This is a genomic window from Scandinavium sp. NPDC088450 (genome assembly GCF_044900545.1).
Lineage (GTDB): Bacteria > Pseudomonadota > Gammaproteobacteria > Enterobacterales > Enterobacteriaceae > Scandinavium.
The window spans coordinates 1-22,280 of record NZ_JBJDNI010000044.1 but is presented as its reverse complement, the minus strand read 5'-3'; the positions used below and the strand labels follow the sequence as shown (position 1 = coordinate 22,280).

Sequence of the window (22,280 nt, the reverse complement as noted above, 5' to 3'; positions counted from 1 at the left end):
CATAATCAGTCTACCGTACCAGTTATAACCTGTTACCCATGTGCCCGGTTTAAAGTGTTACCTATGTGCCAGTTCATACAACCGCCATTCCCTTAGCAATCCCGGCTCCCGGCAAAAGAAAATCGCCGCTTCACGGAACCTCAACCTTCAGCAACCGGCTAATCGGGTCGGGCGAGATGCAACGTCCCTGTAAGTCACGCCCTCAGCCCGCATCCATGCGGGCTGCCCCGGCCAGTCACTGAAGGTTGAGGCGATTTTCAGCCGGACTCAACATCAAGGTCAAAACCAGGGTCAAAACCTCTGTTCCATTAGCTGAGGTGGGCACTGGTGTTGGTCCCCGCTGAAACCGCCGAGCTGACGACCAGATGACAAGGTCAGGCCGCCATGGATGGCGGACTGAGGCGAAATGAGACAGGGACGTCGAGTCGAGCCGGCCGCAGGCAGCTGGTTGGCAGGGAGGTTTAGTGCAAAGCACCGGTTTCATTCGCGGGGTCGCAGGGATTGACAAGGGAGACGCGAGAGTCTCCCTTGTCCCGTTCACCTGCTGCGAAAGTTAAAGTGACTGCAAGTCATAAAGTGAACGGAACAGTGCTCTGAACAGCATTATATAAAAACCTACTGAGTTCCATCAGCCCCCATAGCGATAAAAACCCCGCGGCAACCTGCTTATATTTCCCAGAATAATCATTTCCCACCGCAAATATCCCACTGATAAACAGACCTTTCCTGGTTAATTACCTCACACACTGACAGAAATATCGTAACCAACTGTTTTACATTGATTTGTATGATTTCAATTTAGCCCACTCTATTAAACTGATAGGCAGCACCATCCCGGCAGCCTGAAAACCGGTGCTATACTTAATTCCGGAAATTCATTGGACAGTCACATCAAGAGGATATGAGATTATGAGTACCGCTAAACTGGTTAAAACCAAAGCATCTTCTCTGCACTATACCCGTAACGATGTATCGGACAGCGAAAAGAAAGCGACCATTGAGTTGCTCAATCGCCAGGTTATCCAGTTCATTGATCTGTCGTTGATTACCAAGCAGGCTCACTGGAATATGCGCGGTGCCAACTTTATTGCCGTTCATGAAATGCTGGATGGCTTCCGCACCGCCCTGACCGATCATCTGGATACCATGGCAGAACGTGCCGTGCAGTTGGGCGGCGTGGCGCTGGGCACCACTCAGGTCATTAACAGCAAGACACCGCTGAAAAGCTACCCACTCGACATTCATACCGTTCAGCAACACCTGAAAGAGCTGGCCGACCGTTATGCCATCGTGGCAAACGATGTGCGTAAGGCGATTGGCGAAGCCAAAGATGAAGACACCGCCGATATCTTAACCGCCGCCTCACGCGACCTGGATAAGTTCCTGTGGTTCATCGAATCGAACATCGAATAAGCTCCGTGTTGTCTGATTTATCCCACCCCTCTTCGGAGGGGTTTTGCACATTCATGGTGCAACTCACCCCGCTTAGCTCTCGCAAAAGTAAACCACTTGTAACTATCACTTCACAAAACCGTTAACGAAAGATTGTTTTATCAGCGTAATTTGCGCTTAATAACCGCTTCTCCTGCACATCGCAATGTGCGCACTGTTTTGGTGCCTCACTGTGGTGCAAAGACAGTGCTCTGCTACACTTTTTGTGCAATTGATGGCAGCCGCCTCGTTGCAAAACAATAAGTTGTAAAACTGGCACGATTCTTTCATAGGCGGATTGTTCACGCAGGGGATCACCCCGTGGTTATAAAAGGAAATGCTATGAAGTCTGTATTTAAAGTTTCACTGGCTGCACTGACCCTGGCTTTTGCGGTGTCTTCTCAGGCTGCGGAAAAACAACTGGTTGTGGCGACTGACACAGCGTTCGTTCCCTTCGAATTCAAACAAGGCGATAAATACGTTGGTTTCGACGTGGACCTGTGGGCTGCCATTGCGAAAGAGCTGAAGCTCGATTACACCCTGAAGCCAATGGATTTCAGCGGCATCATCCCTGCCCTGCAAACCAAAAACATCGACCTGGCACTGGCCGGGATCACCATCACTGACGAACGTAAAAAAGCCATCGACTTCTCTGACGGCTACTACAAAAGTGGTCTGCTGGTGATGGTGAAAGCCAACAACAACGACATCAAAAGCGTGAAAGATCTCGACGGCAAAGTGGTGGCAGTCAAAGGCGGCACCGGGTCTGTTGACTACGCGAAAGCCAACATCAAAACCAAAGATCTGCGTCAGTTCCCGAACATCGATAACGCCTATATGGAACTGGGCACCAACCGCGCTGACGCGGTGCTGCACGACACGCCAAACATTCTGTACTTCATCAAAACCGCCGGTCACGGTCAGTTCAAAGCGGTAGGCGAGTCTCTGGAAGCGCAGCAATACGGTATCGCGTTCCCGAAAGGCAGCGACGAGCTGCGTGAAAAAGTGAACGGCGCGCTGAAAAAACTGCACGAGAACGGCCAGTACAACGAAATTTACAAAAAATGGTTCGGTACTGAACCAAAATAATAATGTCAGTCTGACGAGTCATGCCCGGTTGCGCCTCGTGACCGGGCCTGTTTTTTAGAGGGTGTCTTTCACCCGAGTATAAACACGGTAACAGGATATCATCATGCAGTTTGACTGGAGCGCCATCTGGCCTGCCATTCCCATCTTGCTTGAAGGCGCCAAAATGACCCTGTGGATTTCGGTCCTCGGGTTAGTCGGCGGGTTAATTATCGGTTTAGTGGCCGGTTTTGCCCGTACCTATGGCGGCTGGATTGCCAACCACATCGCCCTTGTGTTCATCGAAGTTATCCGCGGTACGCCTATCGTGGTGCAGGTGATGTTTATCTACTTCGCCCTGCCAATGGCCTTTACCGATCTGCGTATCGATCCGTTCTCCGCCGCGGTAGTCACCATCATGATCAACTCCGGCGCCTACATTGCGGAAATCACCCGTGGTGCGGTGCTGTCGATTCACAAAGGGTTCAGCGAAGCAGGCCTGGCACTGGGGCTTTCCCGTCGCGAAACCATTCGCCACGTGATCCTGCCGCTGGCGTTGCGTCGCATGCTGCCACCGCTGGGTAACCAGTGGATCATCAGCATCAAGGACACCTCGCTGTTTATCGTTATCGGCGTGGCTGAACTGACACGTCAGGGCCAGGAAATCATTGCCGGCAACTTCCGTGCGCTGGAAATCTGGAGCGCCGTGGCCGTGATTTACCTCATCATCACTCTGGTTCTGAGCTTTGTTCTGCGCCGTCTTGAAAGAAGGATGAAAATCCTGTGATTGAATTTAAAAATGTTTCCAAGCACTTCGGGCAAACCCAGGTGCTGCACAATATCGATTTGAACATTGCGAAAGGTGAAGTGGTGGTGATTATCGGGCCTTCTGGCTCCGGTAAATCGACCCTGCTGCGCTGCATCAACAAGCTGGAAGAGATAACCAGCGGCGAGCTGATTGTTGATGGCCTGAAGGTCAACGACCCGAAAGTGGACGAACGTCTGATTCGTCAGGAAGCGGGCATGGTGTTCCAGCAGTTTTATCTGTTCCCACACCTGACCGCGCTGGAAAACGTGATGTTTGGTCCACAACGCGTGCGCGGTGCGTCCAAAGCTGATGCGGAAAAGCTGGCGAAAGATTTGCTGGCGAAAGTGGGCCTCGCTGAGCGTGGGCATCACTACCCGTCTGAACTGTCCGGCGGCCAGCAGCAGCGTGTGGCGATTGCCCGCGCGCTGGCGGTAAAACCGAAAATGATGCTGTTTGATGAGCCAACGTCTGCACTCGACCCAGAGCTTCGCCATGAAGTGCTGAAAGTCATGCAGGATTTGGCCGAAGAAGGCATGACCATGGTCATCGTCACCCACGAAATCGGCTTTGCCGAGAAAGTGGCTTCTCGCCTGATCTTCATCGACAAAGGCCGCATTGCCGAAGACGGCAACCCGCAGCAACTTATCGACAATCCCCCAAGTCAGCGCCTGCAGGAATTCCTCCAGCACGTGTCGTAATGCCTGCCCCTCTCCTTCGCCGGAGAGGGTTTTCTTCAGATAATCCCGCAAAAAATAACCGCGCGTTTCCACCCGCTATACTTAGCATTTTGCTAATGATTTGAAAGGGAGAAGCCTGTGCTGCGTTTTTTGCTGCTGATTGCTGCGCTGTTTTGCGCGCCATTGCAGGCGGTGACAATTCCCGGTGTCACGACATCCGCAACCACCAACCAGAGCGCCCCCGCTGAACCCGATGCTGCGCAAAAGAAAGCCGCTTACGCAGCGCTTGCCGATGTGCTGGAAAACGAGGCTGCGCGCAAAGAATTAATCACCCAGCTCAGAACCGCCGCCGCGACACCGCCACAAGACCCGACGCCGAAACTGAACCCACCGCCGGTTGCTGATGAGAAAACCGTGCTGGAGAGCGTCACCGACGTCAGCCGCCACTATGGCACGGCGCTGTCGGAACGCTTCGCTCAGCTTTGGCGCAACATCTCCACCGCGCCGCATAAATCGTTCAACTCGCAAACGTTCAGCAACGCCGCAACGCATTTCCTGCTGTTGGCTGTGTTGGTGTTCGCGTTCTATTCCCTGCTTCGCCTTTGCGCCCTGCCGCTGTACCGTAAAATGGGCAAATGGGGACGCAAAAAGAACCGCGACCGCAGCAACTGGGTGCATCTTCCGGCGATGATAACGCTGGCGATTGTGATTGATTTGCTGCTGCTCGGGCTGACGCTGTTCGTCGGGCAAGTGCTGAGCGATAACCTCAACGCAGGCAATCCGACCATCGCCTTCCAGCAAAGCCTGTTCCTCAACGCCTTTGCCCTGATTGAGTTTTTCAAAGCCATCCTGCGCCTGATCTTTTGCCCACGCGTCCCAGAACTCCGCCCATTCAACGTACAAGACGACACGGCTCGCTACTGGAGCCTGCGGCTGAGCTTACTGAGCGGGTTGATTGGTTACGGACTGATTGTGGCGGTGCCGATTATTTCTAATCAGGTCAACGTGCAGACCGGCGCGCTCGCCAACGTCATCATCATGCTGTGTATCACCGCCTGGGCGCTGTACCTGATTTATCGCAACAAGCAGGCCATTACCGACAGCCTGATCCAACTGGCGGATCGCTCGCTGGCATTTTTCAGTTTGTTTATCCGCGCCTTTGCGCTGGTGTGGCATTGGCTCGCCAGCGCCTACTTTATTGTGCTGTTTTTCTTCTCGTTGTTTGACCCAGGCAACAGCCTGAAATTTATGATGGGTGCGTCGGTGAGAAGCCTGGCGATTATCGGCATTGCAGCGTTTGTGTCGGGCATCTTGTCGCGCTGGATTGCCAAAACCATCACCCTGTCGCCCGAAACACAGCGCAACTATCCGGAGCTGCAAAAGCGCCTCAATGGCTGGGTATCAGCCTCGTTAAAAGCGGCCCGCATTTTGACCGTGTGCGTCGCGGTGATGTTGCTCCTAAGCGCCTGGGGACTGTTTGATTTCCGGGACTGGCTGCACAACGACACAGGGCAAAAGACCGTCGACGTGCTGATCCGCATCGCCCTGATCCTCTTCTTCTCCGCCATTGGCTGGACGATTCTGGCGAGCTTAATCGAGAACCGTCTGGCCTCGGATATTCACGGTCGCCCACTTCCTAGTGCGCGTGCCAGAACGCTGCTGACGCTGTTTCGCAACGCATTGGCGGTGGTGATCAGCACTATCACGGTGATGATTTTACTTTCTGAAATTGGCGTGAATATCGCCCCACTGCTGGCCGGTGCGGGTGCGTTAGGGCTGGCGATTTCCTTCGGTGCGCAAACGCTGGTGAAAGATATCATCACCGGGATCTTCATTCAGTTTGAGAATGGCATGAACACGGGTGACCTGGTGACCATCGGGCCGCTGACCGGCACCGTCGAGCGCATGTCGATTCGCTCGGTTGGCGTGCGTCAGGATACCGGGGCCTACCACATCATTCCGTGGTCTTCGATAACAACCTTTGCCAACTTCGTGCGCGGCATTGGTTCCGTGGTGGCAAATTACGACGTGGATCGGGGGGAAGAGTTAGACAAAGCCAACGATGCGCTGAAAGCCGCCGTGGCAGAGCTGATGGAGCAGGAAGAGATTCGTGGGCTGGTGATTGGCGAGCCGTCATTTGCCGGGCTGGTCGGGCTGACCAATACCGCCTTTACCTTACGCGTGTCCTTCACCACCCTGCCGCTGAAGCAGTGGACGGTGCGTTTTGCGCTGGATACGCAGGTGAAGAAACATTTCGATGCGGCGGGCGTTCGCGCGCCGGTGCAGACTTATCAGATGCTGCCAGCGCCCGTTGCGGCACAGCCGGTTTTGCCACCTGCACCGAGTGAACCGACGCTGTAACAGAATTGCCGGGCGGCACTGCGTTTGCCCGGCCTACAGTTTTGCACGCCAGATTTGTAGGCCGGGTAAGCGTTAGCGCCACCCGGCACATCGGTATTTATCGTGCGCGAGCAGCAAAACGACGACGCTTATCGTCATCCAGGAAAGTCCACGCAATAAAGCGGCTTTGTTTCTGCCCTTGCGCCATCTCTTTTTTCACCACTTTCACCGCGCCCGCTTCGGTCAGCGCCGGATAGAGGAATGGCAGGTTGTCGCCACGCGAAACCAGCGAGGTAAACCACATCACCTGACGCCCATACTGGCGGCTTTCCTCAATCATCTTACGGATAAATGCCACCTCGCCCCCTTCGCACCACAGCTCCTGCTGCTGGCCGCCGAAGTTGAGGGCTTCGTCTTTCCCTTGGCCTAAATTACGACGTTTACGCTCGCTGCCTTCACGTGCGCTGGCGGCGGAATCATGGAACGGCGGGTTACACACCATCGCGTCGAAGTATTCATTTTTATGGATCATGCCGGTCAGAATGGCCTGAGCATCTTTCTGGCGGCGCAAACGAATTTGACGGCTCATCCCAGGATTGGCCTCGATAATCGCCTGTGCGCTGGCAAGGGCTTCGGCATTCACTTCAGTACCAGTAAAACGCCAGCCGTATTCGTGGCTGCCGATCAGCGGGTAAATCAGGTTTGCCCCCGTGCCGATATCCAGCACGCTGGCATTCGTTGGTATGCTCCCGGTCGCTTCAGCCAGCAAATCGGCTAAATGATGCAGATAATCGGCGCGACCCGGCACTGGCGGGCACAGAAAGCCTTCCGGAATATCCCACTCTTTAACCTGATAAAAATGGGCCAGCAGCGCCTTATTGAGGGTTTTTACCGCATCCGGATCGGCAAAATTAATGCTCTGCTCACCCGCAGGCGTCGTGACGATAAACGCCGACAGCGCAGGCGTTTGCTGGCACAGTGTGGGTAAATCGTAGCGATCATGGTGGCGGTTACGCGGGTGCAATCCCGGCTTTTGGGCTTTCATGGCTTCCTCCTGTGGACGGCTGCGTAAGATACCCGTTGACGCGGGTGGCGTAAATAAGTGAGTCTGGATAATCCGTTAACTTCCCTGGTGCGCTATGTATTTTTATCAACCGTCGAACGGACATGGACTGCCTCACGACCCGCTCAATGCCATTGTTGGCCCACGCCCGATTGGCTGGATTTCCTCACAGGATGCTGAGGGCCGTCGCAACCTTGCGCCGTACAGCTTCTTCAACTGCTTTAACTATCGCCCACCAATCATTGGTTTTTCCAGCAACGGCTGGAAAGACAGCGTGCGCAACATTATTGAGACCAAAGAGTTCGTGTGGAATCTCACCACCGTTGAGCTAGCAAAAGCAATGAATGAAACCTCAGCCAGCTTGCCGCACGGTGAAGACGAATTCACTCGCGCCGGGCTGACACCCGCAGAAAGCCGGATCATTCGTGCGCCACGCGTCGCAGAAAGCCCGGTCAACTTCGAGTGCCGACTTTCACAATGCATCCAGTTGACGGGCGCAGACGGCACCGCCGTGGACACCTGGCTGGTATTGGGCGAAGTGGTGGCCGTGCATATCGATGAATCCTTGCTGGAAAACGGCATTTATCAGACCGCAAAAGCTCGGCCTGTGCTGCGAGCAGGCGGACCGACCGCTTATTACAGCATTGATGAAAGCCAGCGTTTCGACCTGATACGCCCGGATGCGAGATAATTCTTCAGTTTATCAGCCACTTGTATGTGGCTGATTTGTCAGCTTATTGTCAAGCAATGTCGTTCAAAAAACGAGCAGATGATCATCAATTTTTTGCGGCATGTCACACTTCGCCAGCACCTACACTTTACCTATCCCCCGTGGTAACAGAGAGGCTGTGCACATGAAGAGAATGATGATTCTGATCGCTGCTGGTGCGTTGTCGATGCTCTCGTTTTCGGCGACCGCCGATACTCAACAACTGAAGCAAGGTGATACCGGACAATTGCGCCCGGCGGGTACGGTTTCCGTTTCAGGTGCCGATGATTTCCAGGATTTGCAAAGTAAGCTTGCCGAAAAAGCGCAGCAAGAAGGCGCGAAAGGGTTTGTGGTCAATTCTGCCAGCGGTAACAACAAAATGTTCGGTACCGCCACCATCTACAAATAATCTGTCTAAGTTTTACACCCCAAAATGCGCCTCTTTTCACGGGCGCATTTCTTTTTACCTCTGTTAATCCTCCCTGACAAAACCCTGGAATAAACACCTTAAAAACTGACAATACTCAGTGTATAGTTTCAGCCAATCCTGATTTCAGTAGCTTTATTGACAAAACTACAGCTAAAAACACAGCGTAAGCGGTTGTCTTTACACGCACAGTTTTTGGCGAAAGAAGTCGCAAAATGTGCCCTAAAAATTTCTCTCCGGTCGTTTCACACCAGCACGGAAAATAATTTATTAATAATCAGTAAATTATTCATCATTCAATTTTTTCGATTGAGTCTGTCAAGGTTGTTCGATTTTATCTTTCGCCAAAAAGCGTGATACTCATCACATCGACGGAACAACGTCACTTTTAAAGAATAACCTGCGAGAGATTAACCATGAAAACCATCAAAACTGCTGCTATTGCTATCGCTCTTTCTGCTCTTTCTTTTGGCGCTTTCGCGGCCCAGCCGGTTTCCCCGTCTGAAGCGCAGAGCCTGAACAAAATCGGTACCGTGTCTGTAGACGGTGCAAGCACCCTGGACGGTCTGGAAGCCAAACTGGCTGAGAAGGCTGCGGCAGCAGGTGCTACCGGTTACAGCATTACTTCTGCTAACACCAACAACAAAATTAGCGGTACCGCTGTTATCTACAAATAACAGCCTGAATTGAATTACCCCTCATTGACTATTGCCGCAGTACCTGTTTAACCCTTATTTTGCCCGTCCTGCCACTGGACGGGCTTTTTTTTGCTTTATTGCCCGGCGGCGCTGCGCTTGCCAGGCCTACAAATTCGACGTGCCGAGCAGGCCGGGTGAGGTGTAGCCGCCACCCGCCAATCACCAGCAGGCATTCACCCGTTTCATTCCTTCTTCAATGCTGGGCACTTCCCCGGTTGCCAGCAGGCAGGCGGCCATCTGAATTTTCAGCACTTCAGGCACCGGCTCCACACCCGCCACACAACGCTCAATCCATCTCGCCGTCACTTCCGGATCTTTTGATTCTGGCAACTGCACTTCACGCAGAGCATCTTCACGTTCCACCACCACGCGCGTTCCGGCGCGGTCGATCAGGCTGATTTGCGGGCAGCGTTGCGGATTGGCATAGACTTCGCCTTCGGTGCCGTGCATTAACAAAGCACGACCACCGATATCAGCAAAAAACTTACCCACACGCGGCACATATTCCGGGTGAGAAACGCTGGATAAGCGCAATGCGGCCTCTTCGGCAAACGGTGTGGCGAGTTTTGCCAGCGTATGCGCACTGTTACGCACGCCCATCCGCCAACGCATCCCAAGCTGATTTTCCAGCGGCGGGCAAAATGCGCCGATGGGCATATACACCGGCTGATGGCTGTCGAGTTTGGCCTGAGCCTGACCAGCGTGTCGCGTCGGCTCAATGCCCAACAGGGTAAAAATCGTCTCGGTCAAGATGCGAGTCGGATCGTGACTCACACCGTGCACCAGTACCGGGAAACCCAGTTTATGCAGCAGCATCGCGAGCAATGGCGTCAGGTTGGCCTGCTTGCGCGCACCGTTGTAGCTGGGGATCACTATCGGCATCGGCTTGCCGACGGGCGGTGTCAGCGTAATCGTGTGGTGTTGCATCGCCTGATAGAAGCCGAGCATCTCCGCTTCGCCTTCTCCTTTAATACGCAGGGCAATCAGAATACCGCCCAGCTCCAGTTCCGGTACTTCGCCTTTCAGCATCTGAGCATAAAGTCCGCGCGCCGTCTCGGTGTCCAGGTCGCGGGCATGATTTTTACCGCGCCCCACTTCTTTAATAATTTTACGATAATCCACGGTGTCACTCCTTGTAGCATGATGTTAACAATATAGCCCCGATGACCTCCCCGCTGATAGTTTTTTATGTCCGCCGCTGGTCAATACAATGCGCTGTTTTTCAACAGTTAAATATTATTCAAGTTTTATCTGAGATATTTATCAGTTCGGCATAAGCATCGCTAGCCCGCATTTTTTGATTAAATAATCCACAGTGAGTTGTTGAGTGATGGGTTCACTATAAACAGGACATCCTCTTTCGGAAGGAGATATTTACAGGTCATATTATGAAAAAGATTGCATTAGGTTTACTGATCGCCTCAGCGATCGGCTGTTCGGCTTCCGCTTTCGCGGAAACCAATGGCGAAGGTCAAATTAACTTCACGGGCGAAATTATTGATTCGGCCTGTCAGGTGGTGAATGGGTTAAGCAATCCATTAAATGTCGCGTTAGGGAAAGTCTCCAAAACGATGTTTAAGGGGACGGGCTCGACCACCACCTTAACGCTGTTTAATATTCAGCTTACAGATTGTCCAGATACCGTCACAACGGCCGCGATTAATTTCGGTGGAATTCCGGATGCGGACAATAACACGACCCTGGCATTAACACCTGGAACGGGCGCTGCAACAGGCGTGGCGATTCAGTTGGTTGACGCCTCCGAGCAGCCTATCGATTTATACTCGCCTTCTCAGCCGTATGCTTTGACGTCTGGCAGTACGATGAACAATCTGCAATTTGGTGCCCGCTATATCCAGACCAAAGCCTCGGTAACGGCAGGTCCGGCTAATTCCGCGTCCACCTTTACGGTTATTTATAACTGATCCCCCACCAGGAGGCACTTTTTTTCGCAAGAAGAATACTGTCTCCTTCTTTATTGAGAAACATTCATGCGTTACAGTTATTTATTAAGCAGCCTGTTATTAGTCGCAGCCACCACTCATGCTGGCGTGATTATTAATGGCACCCGAATGGTCTATCAGGGAAACAAACAGGAGTCATCCATTGGGGTGTCCAATCCAGATAATATTAATTATCTGGTGCAATCCTGGGTTGATGCAGGCACAGGGAAAAAGGCCAGTGTTCCTTTTCTTATTACGCCACCGCTGTTCAGACTGGATGCGAAAGAAGATAACGTGTTACGTGTGGTACGGACTGGCGGGACATTGCCAGAAGACAGAGAATCCCTTTATTGGCTTAATATAAAAGCAATCCCTTCATCGCACCACAGCGATGATACCAATACTCTGCAAATCGCGATTAATACGCGTATTAAATTGTTGTACCGCCCAGAGAGTGTAAAAGGCAAGCCTGAAGACGTCGCTGAAAAACTTCAATGGCATCGCGAAGGGAATGATCTGGTGGTCAATAACCCAACACCTTTTTATATGAACTTCCAGGCCGTGACCCTGAACGGGCATAAAGTGACCAGCGCCACCTGGGCGGTGCCTGATACCGAGACACACTTTGCGCTCCAGGCAAATACCAGCGGCACCAGCGTGTCGTGGTCCGTGATCACCGATTATGGCAGCATCAGTAAAACCTGGTCTGCGACCTTACATTAAGACCTGGTTGCCTACTCTCCCATGTATACTCATCAAAAGTCTCTGGTTCGCCAATGCCTTGCTCTGCTGGTCATCGTTTGTGGCCTGGCAGGGGCATTGTTTGCGCCGCAAACCTGGGCCGACGATTATTTTAATCCGGCACTGCTGGACATTGATAATCCAGCGCAGGGGAAAACCGATCTTGAGTTATATGAAAATGGCCCTGGACAAGCACCGGGGAAATATCCGGTGGCTATCTTTATCAATAATAATAAAGTCGATAGCCACGACGTCGTTTTCACGCTTCAGGAAGATGCACAAGGCACTCGTTCACTGCAGCCTTGTTTCAGCGTCAGCGAGTTAGCGAAACTAGGCATAAAAACAGAAAACTATCCCAACCTCTCCGCTGGTGGAAAATGCGCCGACTTAAGCGCCATTCCTTCAGCTTCAGCCAGCTTTCATGTCAGAAACCAGCAACTGCTGTTGAGTATTCCCCAGGTCGCGTTGGGCCAGGTTCCACGCGGCTATATCGACCCCAAAGAATACGATGAAGGGATAACCGCCGGTCTGCTGAATTACAGTGCCAACGTCAGCCAGAGCTTTGCACGTCAGAAAGGCGAAGAAGACAGCAGCAGCCAGTACATCAACCTGCGCCCTGGTTTTAACCTCGGTGCCTGGCGTGTACGTAACTATTCGACCTGGAACCGCAACACCACGGGCCAAACCGAAAACAGCGAATTCACGTCCGTGTATACCTATGCCCAGCGCGACATTATCGCGCTGAAAAGTGACCTTACCTTAGGGCAAAGCACAACGCCTGCGGATGTTTTTGACAGCGTTCCCTACACCGGCGCGCAGCTTAATTCTGACAGCGACATGCTGCCAGAGAGCGAGCGAGGTTATGCCCCCGTGGTGCGCGGCACCGCACACAGTAATGCGTTGGTGATGGTTCGCCAGAACGGGTACATCATCTATCAAAACACCGTCGCGCCAGGGGCATTTGAGATTAACGATCTTTACCCTACCGGCAGCAGCGGCGATCTCCAGGTGACCGTCAAAGAAACGGACGGCAGCGAAAGCCACTTTGTAGTGCCCTATGCTTCTGTGCCCGTTTTGCAACGAGAAAAACACCTGAAATACAGCGTGACCGCTGGCCAGTATCGCTCTTACGACAACAGCGTGGAAAAGACACCTTTCGCCCAGGCCAGCGCCATTTATGGTTTGCCGTATGGCGTGACTGCTTATGGCGGTGTTCAGGGCAGCAGTCGCTACCAGTCTCTGGCGATTGGGGTGGGTAAAAACTTCGGTGATTTAGGGGCTTTTTCTATCGACGTAACCCACGCCAAAGCGCTGCTGAAAAATAGCGAAGCCAGCCGCGGTCGCTCCTGGCGCGTTCGTTACAGCAAAGATGTCGCCACCACCGGCACCAACTTTTCACTGGCGGGTTACCGCTACAACAGCCAGGGCTTCTACACCCTTCAGGACACCCTGGAGTCCTGGACTGATTCCAGCGACTGGTCAGCCCCACAACAAAAACAGGCACGCGCGGAAGCCACCGTCGATCAGACCCTTCCCGAAGGCTGGGGCTCAGTCACCCTGAGCATGGTGAAAGAAACCTACTGGGACAACAGTCAGGACATGACCTCGCTCAGCGTGAACTACAACAACAACTGGCACGACGTCAGTTACACCCTGAGCTACAGCCGAAACAAAAATACCTACAGCACTGACGATAACGACAGAGACGTCAACAATGACAACCAGTTCAGCCTGAGCGTGTCCGTGCCGCTCGACCACTGGATGCATAACACCTGGGCGACCATGAACATGAATAACAGCAAAGACGGGAGCACCTACAACCTGGGGCTCAACGGCACGGCGCTGGACAATGACAACCTGAGCTGGAACGTTCAGCAGGGTGTCGGCAGTGCCAGCTCAGCCAACTCTACCAGCCTGAATGCGGACTACAAAGGGACTTACGGCGAAGTCACAGGCAACGCCAGCCAGGACAAATATCAGCGTACCGTGAGTGCAGGTATTCAGGGTGGCATCGTGGCTCATGCCGACGGTATCACGCTGGGTCAGCCACTGGGAGAAACCATTGCGCTTATCAAAGCACCGGGCACGCACGGCACGTTTGTCGCTAACCAGACTGGCGTCGAAACGGACTATCGCGGTTATACCGTGGTGCCTTTTGTCACCGCCTATCGCCACAACCTGCTCACGCTGGACACTGAAACGCTGCCGGATGACGCCGATGTCACCCACGCCGCACTGACGGTCACGCCAACGCGTGGCGCAGTGGTGCGAGCCTCGTTCACTACTCGCGTGGGGAACAGAGTCTTAATGACGCTGGATCATAACGGTAAACCGTTGCCATTTGGCGCAACGGTCACCACCGAAGAGAAAAGCGATGAATTTATTGTCGGCAATGACGGCCAGGTTTATCTCACCGGCCTTGCCCAACACGGAAAACTGTTCGTGTCCTGGGGGAATGAAGCCAGTGAGCGCTGCATCGTCGACTATGCCCTGAAGGATAAAAAAGACCAAGCCAACATTATTCACGCTGCCGGGCAGTGTCACTGATTCACGAGGGAAACCCTAAGATGTCGATAGCAAAACAGTCCTTTTTACTTTTGATTCTCGCGGCAGCGGCATTTTTTATGCCGCACGCGAAAGCCAGCTGCACCTCGCCGAATATTCCCAAAGAGTTCACGCTCGCCTCGATTTCGGTCTCCACCACCCTGGCTGTGGGATCCACCATTCCGGGAACGGAACAAAGCGTGCATGTGACAGGCGACTGCACCAGTTCCTCTGATGCCGGTTTACCGATTATTGCCTGTTTTTACGGTTCAGGAACTGAGGTGCCGGGTATGAGCGGCGTCTATTCTACCGGCGTGCAAGGGATTGGTATCGCGTTGATAAACGACAGAGGGCAGAAGATCACTAACGCAGGCGGTCTCTATTGTAACTCCTCTGCGACACCGCTGGGTTATATCGCGTCAGACGGAAGTCTCTCCTTCAACTTTGACGTAACGCTCCAACTGGTAAAAACCAGCGACACGGTGACACCGGGTGCGTTGGTAGGAAGTCAGGCTGTCTTTGGGGTCGGCGTTTATCAACATGAGGCGATCGGTAGCCCGAATCACCTCTCTTATGCAGGGAATGTCACCGTCAAACAGGTGACCTGTAACGTGTCGCCGAAATCTCTCACGGTGGAGATGGGTAATCTGCCAATCAGCGCTTTTACCGGACAAGGCACTGTGGTCGCCCAGATAAACTTTACTATCACGGTGAGCTGCAACAACACGGTGCAACCGCAGATGATGATCACCAGCGCGAATGGCTACGAGCAAAACTATGCGGACGTCATTAAATTAACACCGGAAGACGGCGTCGCCACTGGCGTGGGCGTCAAAATAAACTCCAATAGCCAGCCACCGAACTTTGGCTCCTATAACGAAACGCCAACACCGGCCTATGCAAACGTTCCGCTGTCGATTCCATTTATTCTCGCCTATGAGCAAATAAGTTCGCAGGTGACACCGGGCACAGCCAATTCCGTGGCCACGATTACGTTGGGGTATAAATGAAAAAGTTACTCACTGTGCTGCTACTCGGACTGGCCTGCCAGGCGCTGGCAGACGAAATCCCGGTTCATATTCACGGAAATATTGTGGCTAATACCTGCCAGGTCGACAGTGCCAGTCAAAATCTGACGGTCAACCTGGGTCAGGCCGTTGCAAAGGATTTCAAACAGGTGGGTGATGCCGGGGAATGGAAAAACTTCGATTTAACGCTCTCAAAATGCCCGACAAGCATCGTGCTCGCCACCGCCACCTTTCACGGACAGGCAGACAGTGTTCACCCGATAAAATTTGCCAACACCGGTAGCGCGAAAGGTCTGGCGCTGGAGCTGTCCGATCCTCAGGATCAGATTTTGATCGCACCGGATGCCAGCTTTAGCGTGCTGGTTAACCAAAGTAATCATACCGCCGATTTTCCGCTTGCCGCACGCTATTACACCACTTCAACGCCCGTCAGCGCCGGGACGTTCAGCAGCGTGGTGCAGGTGACCTTTATTTACCAGTAGGACCGCGCCTCTTAGCACGGATGCTTTTTCTCTGCCCGGCAGCCAGTTTTGCCGGGCTTTTTTAGTGCATCGCATTTTTCCGAATTTTCATATAGATCATTTCGAATTTGGCTTAGGTCTCATACAGAGTATGATGATAAAATAACCCGCTTTAAAACAAGCCTCTATTGCCAGATTCACAGCCGCTTCATGCTGAGAAAGATATTTCACTGGAAAACAACGCACAGGAAGAGTGATGGAAAAGGGAAAAGGATGCACATTTTGTCGACGGTATGGTTTACCTGTTTTACCGGTTCGCCCGGCGATTATGGAAAAAGGCAGTCCCCTTCCCCTCGTCCCTGACACCATCACCCTGCCAGTCCCTGCCGAAGGGGGTGCAGACTACACACTTCGCCTGATGCGACAGGGTTTTCTGTATATCTGGGTTGAACGCCTGGGGGAATGGTTAAATTACTACGCTACCGGCGACGGTTATTTTTACCCCCTTCTCAGAGACGGTGAAGTCCCACCCCGGGTCGCTTCCGGTGAGATGAAGCCCTGCATCACGCAGCCCAGTGAACTGGCTACCGCCTCGCTAGTCACCCTGCCCATGATGCCCGCCGGCATGACAAACGGCCTCTTTTGGTTTGCCTGGTCTGAAGAGCACTGGACGCCAGCTGTGCGCCAGCAACATGAAGATGCCGCATGGCGCAGCAGATATATGCAGGCCTTTGATATGGATGCATGGCTAATCCGTCACAGCGGACAGCAGGCGCTTCCTTTCCCTCAGTTGAGTGACTGTGTGGCGGAGTACAATCCGGGACTAGCTCGCAGCAGACTTAAAGACTGGACACCCTATCCGCTCAAAGAAACCGATTTCCAGTCATCAACATATTTAGAGCAGGCGGCAGAAACACTCAGCCCAGGAAAAGGAGCCATTCTTGTCCTGGAGGACCCGACAGGCATTGCGACTGAAATCTCTGCCCTTACGCGCTATCGCATGCAACAGGCGCTTTCCACAAACTCAGCGCTGAAGCGTGGGCTGGCTCTCGACACCATGCTCAACAGCGTGGAGCTGGCAATGCGTAATCATTTTTATCTGTCGGCTGAAGAGGCCGACCAGCGCTATGAACTGAAAATGCGCTACGGCTGGGACGGCCCGGCAGGCCCACATTTCCCGGCCCCGGAAATTGCCGACCGGCAGCATGACGTCGCCGAAGCCAGCCGGGCTGACCGGGTGGATGAAGCATGGCAAACCGGATATGAAAAATACATCGACCGCGCACAGCAACAGGCGTTCAGCCAGACCCTGAAAGCCTGGCTGACAGAGTATGACCAGAGTTCCGTGGTCCCCCTTACCCGCATGTATCTGGCCTGGTTACAGGGGCCGGCGATGACGGATTACTTCGTGCAGCATTTTGACCCGGCCTGTGCGCACAGCGGTGGACGCTACATTCAGGCAGTGGCGAAGGTGCTGGCCGGGATGAACGATAAAGGCGGGGTCATCACCCATATTGAGCAACAGCTCAATCACGCTCCCCTGACCCCGGAAAACTTTTTGCTGCGCGCCGCATTCTTTAACCACGACGCATGGATAGCCCAGGCGGATGCCCAACTGCAGACCGGCGGGCCGGACTGGTGGCTGGGCATGAGCTGGGACCGCCTGGCTGACGGGGCAAAAGAGTACAGCGGCAACTATGCCGGGGCCATTCTGACGGGGCTGGAAAAGCTCAGCCTGCTGTGGTCTGGGGCAATGATGAAATCGGTGGACCTGATGGTAAAAGGCACGCCGGTACGCTTTGCCATCGGGATACTGGCAATGCAGGGTAAGGCATTCTCGGCGGTCAGTGTGCAGCCGGGGACGAAAAACTTTGTCGGGGCGATGACCCGTGGCATCGCCGGGTTGCTGGAAATGAGCGGCAAAACCGGCGGTCAGTTGTACAACGCGATGCGTAAGCTGGCAGCCCGGCTTGAAAAAGAACTGCCTAAAAACGCCAGAGGGCAAATACAGCTGCCGAGGATTATTAACGTCCAGGAAGCAATGAACCTGAAAGCACTGCCGGTCAAAGAACGTCTGGCGAAGCTTAATACAGCGATGCTTTCTGATGACGACCTGGCAAGAATGCTGTTTCCAAAATCACTGAATTCGTCAGTGGCTCAACTGGAGGGTATGTCCCCCACTTCACTTGCAAGAGAGATGTCGGCGAAAGGGCTGACATTTGGAGGTACGGTATTCTCGGCGTACTTCCAGTGGATGGTGCTGAGTTACGGCCTGAAGGAAAGCGGCCTGCCAACCGGCGGCAAAGCCGCGACAGTGTTCGGGGCCAATGCCAGCATGGCAGTAGCATCGACGGCAGAAGCCCTGAAGCTGGCAATGACGCCGCTGATGCAACTGGAGTTGTCTTCTACTATGTCGCTGGTCAGGAACGGTGCCATGAAGGTTGTCGGGGCGGGTTTTTGGGGTGGATTAGGGTATGGTGGCGGTGTGGTTTATACCGCTGTTGAGTTTTGGAATGGGTTATCTGATGCTCTCGACGGAAAAGTAGGTGTTGGTCTGGGGCATTTGATTAACTCTGTTGGAATCGGAATGATGACCGTGGGGGGAGGCAGCAGGATAACAATCACTCTCATTTCCCTTTTAGGAGTGTCGAAAGCCACTTTAGCTGGTTCGGAACTGGCAGCATTCTTCCTCGGGCCGGCGGGGATATTTGTGGGGATGCTGCTGGTTCTGGGTGCCGGGGCCTGGCTGTTAAGCCATACTCGGAATGAGATACAGAAGTGGCTGCTCCGCACGCAGTGGCGACGGATACCGGAAGGTGAGGACGATATTCCGTTCATCTACCCGAATGACCGCATGGAAAAGGACGGCTATATGGCCCTGAATGCACAGGGAGCGACACATGTTTAATCCTTTTAAGCGGCTTCCTGCCGACCCGTCAAAACTGTTCTATAAGGATTTTGTTCGTCTCAGTGATACAGGCGTCTCTCGTGTTTATTCGCAGAAAACAGGTGATCCGGATGTTAAAGGAGTCTACGGGTTTGACAGCGTGGTCCGGCTGAACTCGACGTATCTGGAGTTGGTTGACCGTACTTACAACTGGCGTGGGACGTGGACGCTGGCCGGGGTAATCTTTTTTTGCATTTTCTTTGGTTTGTTTTGTTACGGCACTATCGGAGTCGTACTGGGGGGGGGCGGTTACAGTTTTGGCATCCTGGTTGTGGCTATTTTAACGTGGGTTATTACATTGCCGGTTTCTTTACTCACATACCGAATGATGACCTCCGAGTTGTTTTTCAGTACCTATTATCCGATCCGCTTTAACCGTAAAAACAGGATGGTGTATCTCTATCAGTCCGGAGGGGATGTTTTGTCTATACCGTGGCAGGATCTTCGCTTTGTTCTGACCAGTGGAAAGAACTTCACTATTACAGAATGGACCATTGTAGGATGTGTTATTGGAGATGACGGGGACACGATCACACGTACCTTCCCCCTTCCGATTAATCTGAGCCAGGGGCCTGAGGTCATACTCATGTACTGGGAATTTATCCGCTGTTATATGGAAGAAGGTGATGAATATCTTCAGGACCTGGCGGACACAGTTCCCTGGTGCCCACCGATAGAAAAACAGAAAGAGGGCTGGCTGTTTGGTTTTTTCTATCTCAGCAAGCAGTTGTTTGGGCGGCTTGGCCTGATGGTGAATGCGCTGCAAATTCCCTTCTTTTTTGTGATCAGCTTTCCGCGCTGGCTGGTCATGAAGACCAGTAAAATCCCGGTGTGGCCAAAAGAAATTGAAGATGCCTGCCAGCCCGATAAGAACGACCCCGTCAATAAAGGCGCTGAGCATAATCCTCCACAGATCTGGCGACCCATGCTGGGGTTACAGGGCAAAGAACGCTATGCACGCACCTTCGCCAAAGAGCGTAAGGCCATGGACCGGATCACTACCCGCCTCAGAGAAAAATATGGTGAGCATAAATAACGCTCCTGCCACTGAAATGCGGGTGGGTGGTTTACTGTTAAGACATACCCGCAATGAGATACAGAAGTGGCTGCTCAGTATGCAATGGCGGCAGGTGCCACCAGGCGAGAGCGATATCCCGGCCATCTATCCGAATGACCGCATGGAAAAGGATGGCTATATGGCCCTGACTGGTAGAGGGGAGTCGCATGTTTAATCCCTTTAAGAGACTACCAAAAGACCCATCAAAGCTGTTCTATAAACCGTTTCGATGTCTCAGTGATAAAAGTATTATTCGAATTTATTTGCAAGAAACTGGTAATCCGGATGTAGCAGGGATCTTCGGGTTCGACAGCGTGGTTCGTCTGAATTCAACATATCTGGAACTGGTTGACAGGTATTATAACTGGCGCGGTGTGGGGACGCTGGCTGGTATTGTATTTTTTTGTTTGTCATTTGGGTTGTTCATTGAATCACTCGCCATGCTGGCATTGGTAGAGAAAACAAGCGTTGGTATCTGGTTAGTTGCCATTCTTATTTGGGGGATTACGTTACCACTCTCTTTTGGCCTGTACCGAATGATGACCTCCGAGGTGTTTCTCAATACCTACTACCCGATCCGATTTAACCGTAAAAACGGGATGGTGTATGTGTATCAGTCCGGTGGAACGGTGTTGTCCGTACCGTGGCGGGAGCTTCGCTTTGTGTTGTACTCGACAAAGATGCCATTCTCAACGCAGTGGACCATTGTGGGGTGCACTACGGAAGAGGACGGGGACACGGTCGCGAAGGCGATCCCCCTTCCGATCGATTTAAACTGGGACCCCGAAGATCTAACCATGTACTGGGAGTTTATCCGCTGTTATATGGAGGAAGGTGATGAATACCTTCAGGACCTGGCAGACACCGTTCCCTGGTGCCCACCGGTAGAAAAAAAGAAGGAAGGCTGGCTGTTCGGGTTTCTCTATCTCAGTAAGCAACTGTTCGGGCGGCTGGGTCTGCTGGTGAATGCGCTGCAGATCCCCATCTTTTTTGTGATCAGTTTTCCACGCTGGCTGGTCATGAAGACCTGTAAAATCCCGGTGTGGCCAAAAGAAATTGAAGATGCCTGCCAGCCCGATAAGAACGACCCCGTCAATAAAGGCGCTGAGCATAACCCTCCACAGATCTGGCGACCCATGCTGGGGTTACAGGGCAAAGAACGCTATGCACGCGCCTTCGCCAAAGAGCGTAAGGCCATGGACCGGATCACTGCCCGCCTGAGAGAAAAATATGGTGAGCATAAATAACGCTCCTGCCACTGAAATGCGGGTGGGTGGTTTACTGTTAAAACATACCCGCAATGAGATACAGAAGTGGCTGCTCAGTATGCAATGGCGACGAATACCGGAAGGCAAAGACGATATTTTCATCTACCCGAATGACCGTATAGAAAAGGACGGCTATATGGCCCTGATTGGGAAAGGAGAGTCACATGTTTAACCCTTTTAAACGACTCCCTGCCGACCCGTCAAAGAGGTTCTATAAAGGGTTCCTACGACTCAGTGATAAAAATGCCTGCCGGGTTTATTCGCAGAAAACAGGCGACCCGGATGTGAAAGGAATTTCCGGGTTTGACAGTGTGGTCCGGCTGAATTCGACCTATCTGGAACTGGTTGACCGTTATTACAACTGGCGTGGAACAAAAACATTGTCGGGGGGCTTCTTTTTTTGTCTGTTTCTGGCGGCGTTTTTCCAGCCAATAGTCACATTTTTACACGTTGGCTTTCAGAGTGCTGTGATCTGGATTGTTGCCGTAATTAGCATGGGGGTTACTCTTCTGCTTTCCTGGGTTGCGTACAGGATAATGGCCACTGAAGCATTTTCCAGCACTTACTATCCCATCCGTTTTAACCGTATAAACGGAATGGTGTATGTGTATCAGTCCGGTGGAACGGTGCTATCCATTCCATGGCGGGATATCCACTTTGTCCTGACTTCAGCAAAGATGCCATTCTCAACACAATGGACTATTGTGGGGTGTACTACGGAAGAGGACGGGGACACAGTAGCAAAGGCTATTCCCCTACCGATCGATTTAAACTGGAACCCCGAAGATCTAACCATGTACTGGGAGTTTATCCGCTGTTATATGGAAGAAGGTGATGAATACCTTCAGGACCTGGCAGACACCGTTCCCTGGTGCCCACCGGTAGAAAAACAGAAGGAAGGCTGGCTGTTCGGCTTTCTCTATCTCAGCAAGCAGCTGTTCGGGCGGCTTGACCTGCTGGTGAATGCGCTGCAAATTCGTAAGCGGCTCATTTAGACCGTCTGTCGCCATTCCTCCGGTTCAGGGAAAATAATGTCCATCATTTATAGCGGACATTATCGCCATGAAATATCG

General features: G+C 52.7%; 20 protein-coding genes. 17 read left to right on the top strand and 3 right to left on the bottom strand.

All coding sequences use genetic code 11. From position 1 onward, the window contains the following. Positions 1-909: 909 nt before the first annotated feature. From dps to ybiO, 5 genes are all read left to right on the top strand, one after another. Positions 910-1,413, top strand: a complete 504-nt coding sequence (gene dps / locus ACI2I2_RS23945) for a DNA starvation/stationary phase protection protein Dps (protein ID WP_404660187.1) — start codon at positions 910-912, stop codon at positions 1,411-1,413. Between the two features lie 360 nt (positions 1,414-1,773). After that, positions 1,774-2,520, top strand: coding sequence for a glutamine ABC transporter substrate-binding protein GlnH (glnH, locus tag ACI2I2_RS23940; RefSeq protein ID WP_330983439.1), 747 nt, complete (start codon positions 1,774-1,776; stop codon positions 2,518-2,520). 103 nt (positions 2,521-2,623) lie between these two features. Further along, the gene (gene glnP, locus ACI2I2_RS23935; RefSeq protein ID WP_404660186.1) at positions 2,624-3,283 is read left to right on the top strand and encodes a glutamine ABC transporter permease GlnP; all 660 of its coding nucleotides are present in this window, start codon (positions 2,624-2,626) and stop codon (positions 3,281-3,283) included. Next, positions 3,280-4,002 (top strand): glutamine ABC transporter ATP-binding protein GlnQ, encoded by a 723-nt coding sequence (gene glnQ, locus ACI2I2_RS23930; RefSeq protein WP_404660185.1) that lies wholly within the window; start codon positions 3,280-3,282, stop codon positions 4,000-4,002. Before glnP ends, glnQ begins: the two co-directional genes overlap by 4 nt. A 129-nt stretch (positions 4,003-4,131) precedes the next feature. Beyond that, entirely contained in the window at positions 4,132-6,342 is a 2,211-nt protein-coding gene (gene ybiO, locus ACI2I2_RS23925) for a mechanosensitive channel protein (RefSeq protein WP_404660188.1), read from the top strand. 97 nt (positions 6,343-6,439) lie between these two features. On the opposite strand, the gene rlmF is transcribed toward ybiO, so the two are convergent. Then, positions 6,440-7,366, bottom strand: coding sequence for a 23S rRNA (adenine(1618)-N(6))-methyltransferase RlmF (gene rlmF, locus ACI2I2_RS23920; RefSeq protein WP_404660184.1), 927 nt, complete (start codon positions 7,364-7,366; stop codon positions 6,440-6,442). Positions 7,367-7,460: 94 nt separating this feature from the next. Between rlmF and ACI2I2_RS23915 the strand changes: the two genes are divergently transcribed. The 3 genes from ACI2I2_RS23915 to ybiJ all read left to right on the top strand — a co-directional run bounded on the left by ACI2I2_RS23915 (position 7,461) and on the right by ybiJ (position 9,197). Next, on the top strand, positions 7,461-8,075 hold the full coding sequence (locus ACI2I2_RS23915; RefSeq protein ID WP_404660183.1) for a flavin reductase family protein: 615 nt from the start codon (positions 7,461-7,463) through the stop codon (positions 8,073-8,075). Between the two features lie 163 nt (positions 8,076-8,238). Next, complete coding sequence (locus ACI2I2_RS23910) at positions 8,239-8,502, top strand: YdgH/BhsA/McbA-like domain containing protein (protein ID WP_404660182.1); 264 nt, start codon at positions 8,239-8,241, stop codon at positions 8,500-8,502. Between the two features lie 434 nt (positions 8,503-8,936). After that, positions 8,937-9,197, top strand: coding sequence for a DUF1471 family protein YbiJ (gene ybiJ, locus ACI2I2_RS23905; protein WP_330983432.1), 261 nt, complete (start codon positions 8,937-8,939; stop codon positions 9,195-9,197). Between the two features lie 180 nt (positions 9,198-9,377). On the opposite strand, the gene ybiB is transcribed toward ybiJ, so the two are convergent. Beyond that, on the bottom strand, positions 9,378-10,340 hold the full coding sequence (gene ybiB / locus ACI2I2_RS23900; RefSeq protein WP_404660181.1) for a DNA-binding protein YbiB: 963 nt from the start codon (positions 10,338-10,340) through the stop codon (positions 9,378-9,380). 266 nt (positions 10,341-10,606) lie between these two features. On the opposite strand from ybiB, the gene ACI2I2_RS23895 reads away from it, so the two are divergent. The 7 genes from ACI2I2_RS23895 to ACI2I2_RS23865 all read left to right on the top strand — a co-directional run bounded on the left by ACI2I2_RS23895 (position 10,607) and on the right by ACI2I2_RS23865 (position 19,918). Then, on the top strand, positions 10,607-11,143 hold the full coding sequence (locus ACI2I2_RS23895; RefSeq protein ID WP_404660180.1) for a fimbrial protein: 537 nt from the start codon (positions 10,607-10,609) through the stop codon (positions 11,141-11,143). 66 nt (positions 11,144-11,209) lie between these two features. Then, on the top strand, positions 11,210-11,884 hold the full coding sequence (locus ACI2I2_RS23890; RefSeq protein WP_404660179.1) for a molecular chaperone: 675 nt from the start codon (positions 11,210-11,212) through the stop codon (positions 11,882-11,884). 21 nt (positions 11,885-11,905) lie between these two features. After that, positions 11,906-14,449, top strand: coding sequence for a fimbria/pilus outer membrane usher protein (locus ACI2I2_RS23885; RefSeq protein WP_404660178.1), 2,544 nt, complete (start codon positions 11,906-11,908; stop codon positions 14,447-14,449). A gap of 20 nt (positions 14,450-14,469) precedes the next feature. After that, positions 14,470-15,456, top strand: coding sequence for a fimbrial protein (locus tag ACI2I2_RS23880; RefSeq protein WP_404660177.1), 987 nt, complete (start codon positions 14,470-14,472; stop codon positions 15,454-15,456). Further along, positions 15,453-15,956, top strand: coding sequence for a fimbrial protein (locus ACI2I2_RS23875; RefSeq protein WP_404660176.1), 504 nt, complete (start codon positions 15,453-15,455; stop codon positions 15,954-15,956). The genes ACI2I2_RS23880 and ACI2I2_RS23875 overlap by 4 nt, the downstream gene beginning before the upstream one ends. Positions 15,957-16,191: 235 nt before the next feature. After that, on the top strand, positions 16,192-18,843 hold the full coding sequence (locus tag ACI2I2_RS23870; RefSeq protein ID WP_404660175.1) for a T6SS effector BTH_I2691 family protein: 2,652 nt from the start codon (positions 16,192-16,194) through the stop codon (positions 18,841-18,843). Continuing rightward, a complete protein-coding gene (locus ACI2I2_RS23865) occupies positions 18,836-19,918 on the top strand; it encodes a DUF6708 domain-containing protein (protein WP_404660174.1) in 1,083 nt (360 codons plus the stop codon). Before ACI2I2_RS23870 ends, ACI2I2_RS23865 begins: the two co-directional genes overlap by 8 nt. A gap of 37 nt (positions 19,919-19,955) precedes the next feature. On the opposite strand, the gene ACI2I2_RS23860 is transcribed toward ACI2I2_RS23865, so the two are convergent. Continuing rightward, positions 19,956-20,108: a hypothetical protein gene (locus ACI2I2_RS23860; protein ID WP_404660173.1), complete on the bottom strand. Its 153-nt coding sequence runs from the start codon at positions 20,106-20,108 to the stop codon at positions 19,956-19,958. Here ACI2I2_RS23860 and ACI2I2_RS23855 point away from each other — a divergent pair. Then, on the top strand, positions 20,107-21,186 hold the full coding sequence (locus ACI2I2_RS23855) for a DUF6708 domain-containing protein (RefSeq protein WP_404660172.1): 1,080 nt from the start codon (positions 20,107-20,109) through the stop codon (positions 21,184-21,186). The two genes, ACI2I2_RS23860 and ACI2I2_RS23855, sit on opposite strands and share 2 nt — an antisense overlap. A 185-nt stretch (positions 21,187-21,371) precedes the next feature. After that, positions 21,372-22,202: a DUF6708 domain-containing protein gene (locus tag ACI2I2_RS23850; protein ID WP_404660171.1), complete on the top strand. Its 831-nt coding sequence runs from the start codon at positions 21,372-21,374 to the stop codon at positions 22,200-22,202. Positions 22,203-22,280 lie beyond the last annotated feature (78 nt).

Excerpts from the sequence above, each read along its gene's own strand:
- ACI2I2_RS23870 (WP_404660175.1), top strand. The coding sequence starts at position 16,192 with ATGGAAAAGGGAAAAGGATGCACATTTTGTCGACGGTATGGTTTACCT.
- ybiJ (WP_330983432.1), top strand. The coding sequence starts at position 8,937 with ATGAAAACCATCAAAACTGCTGCTATTGCTATCGCTCTTTCTGCTCTT.
- ACI2I2_RS23865 (WP_404660174.1), top strand. The coding sequence starts at position 18,836 with ATGTTTAATCCTTTTAAGCGGCTTCCTGCCGACCCGTCAAAACTGTTC.
- ACI2I2_RS23885 (WP_404660178.1), top strand. The coding sequence starts at position 11,906 with ATGTATACTCATCAAAAGTCTCTGGTTCGCCAATGCCTTGCTCTGCTG.
- ACI2I2_RS23855 (WP_404660172.1), top strand. The coding sequence starts at position 20,107 with ATGTTTAATCCCTTTAAGAGACTACCAAAAGACCCATCAAAGCTGTTC.
- ACI2I2_RS23880 (WP_404660177.1), top strand. The coding sequence starts at position 14,470 with ATGTCGATAGCAAAACAGTCCTTTTTACTTTTGATTCTCGCGGCAGCG.
- ACI2I2_RS23890 (WP_404660179.1), top strand. The coding sequence starts at position 11,210 with ATGCGTTACAGTTATTTATTAAGCAGCCTGTTATTAGTCGCAGCCACC.
- rlmF (WP_404660184.1), bottom strand. The coding sequence starts at position 7,366 with ATGAAAGCCCAAAAGCCGGGATTGCACCCGCGTAACCGCCACCATGAT.
- ACI2I2_RS23875 (WP_404660176.1), top strand. The coding sequence starts at position 15,453 with ATGAAAAAGTTACTCACTGTGCTGCTACTCGGACTGGCCTGCCAGGCG.
- dps (WP_404660187.1), top strand. The coding sequence starts at position 910 with ATGAGTACCGCTAAACTGGTTAAAACCAAAGCATCTTCTCTGCACTAT.
- ACI2I2_RS23915 (WP_404660183.1), top strand. The coding sequence starts at position 7,461 with ATGTATTTTTATCAACCGTCGAACGGACATGGACTGCCTCACGACCCG.
- ACI2I2_RS23895 (WP_404660180.1), top strand. The coding sequence starts at position 10,607 with ATGAAAAAGATTGCATTAGGTTTACTGATCGCCTCAGCGATCGGCTGT.
- glnH (WP_330983439.1), top strand. The coding sequence starts at position 1,774 with ATGAAGTCTGTATTTAAAGTTTCACTGGCTGCACTGACCCTGGCTTTT.
- ACI2I2_RS23850 (WP_404660171.1), top strand. The coding sequence starts at position 21,372 with ATGTTTAACCCTTTTAAACGACTCCCTGCCGACCCGTCAAAGAGGTTC.
- ACI2I2_RS23860 (WP_404660173.1), bottom strand. The coding sequence starts at position 20,108 with ATGCGACTCCCCTCTACCAGTCAGGGCCATATAGCCATCCTTTTCCAT.
- glnP (WP_404660186.1), top strand. The coding sequence starts at position 2,624 with ATGCAGTTTGACTGGAGCGCCATCTGGCCTGCCATTCCCATCTTGCTT.
- ACI2I2_RS23910 (WP_404660182.1), top strand. The coding sequence starts at position 8,239 with ATGAAGAGAATGATGATTCTGATCGCTGCTGGTGCGTTGTCGATGCTC.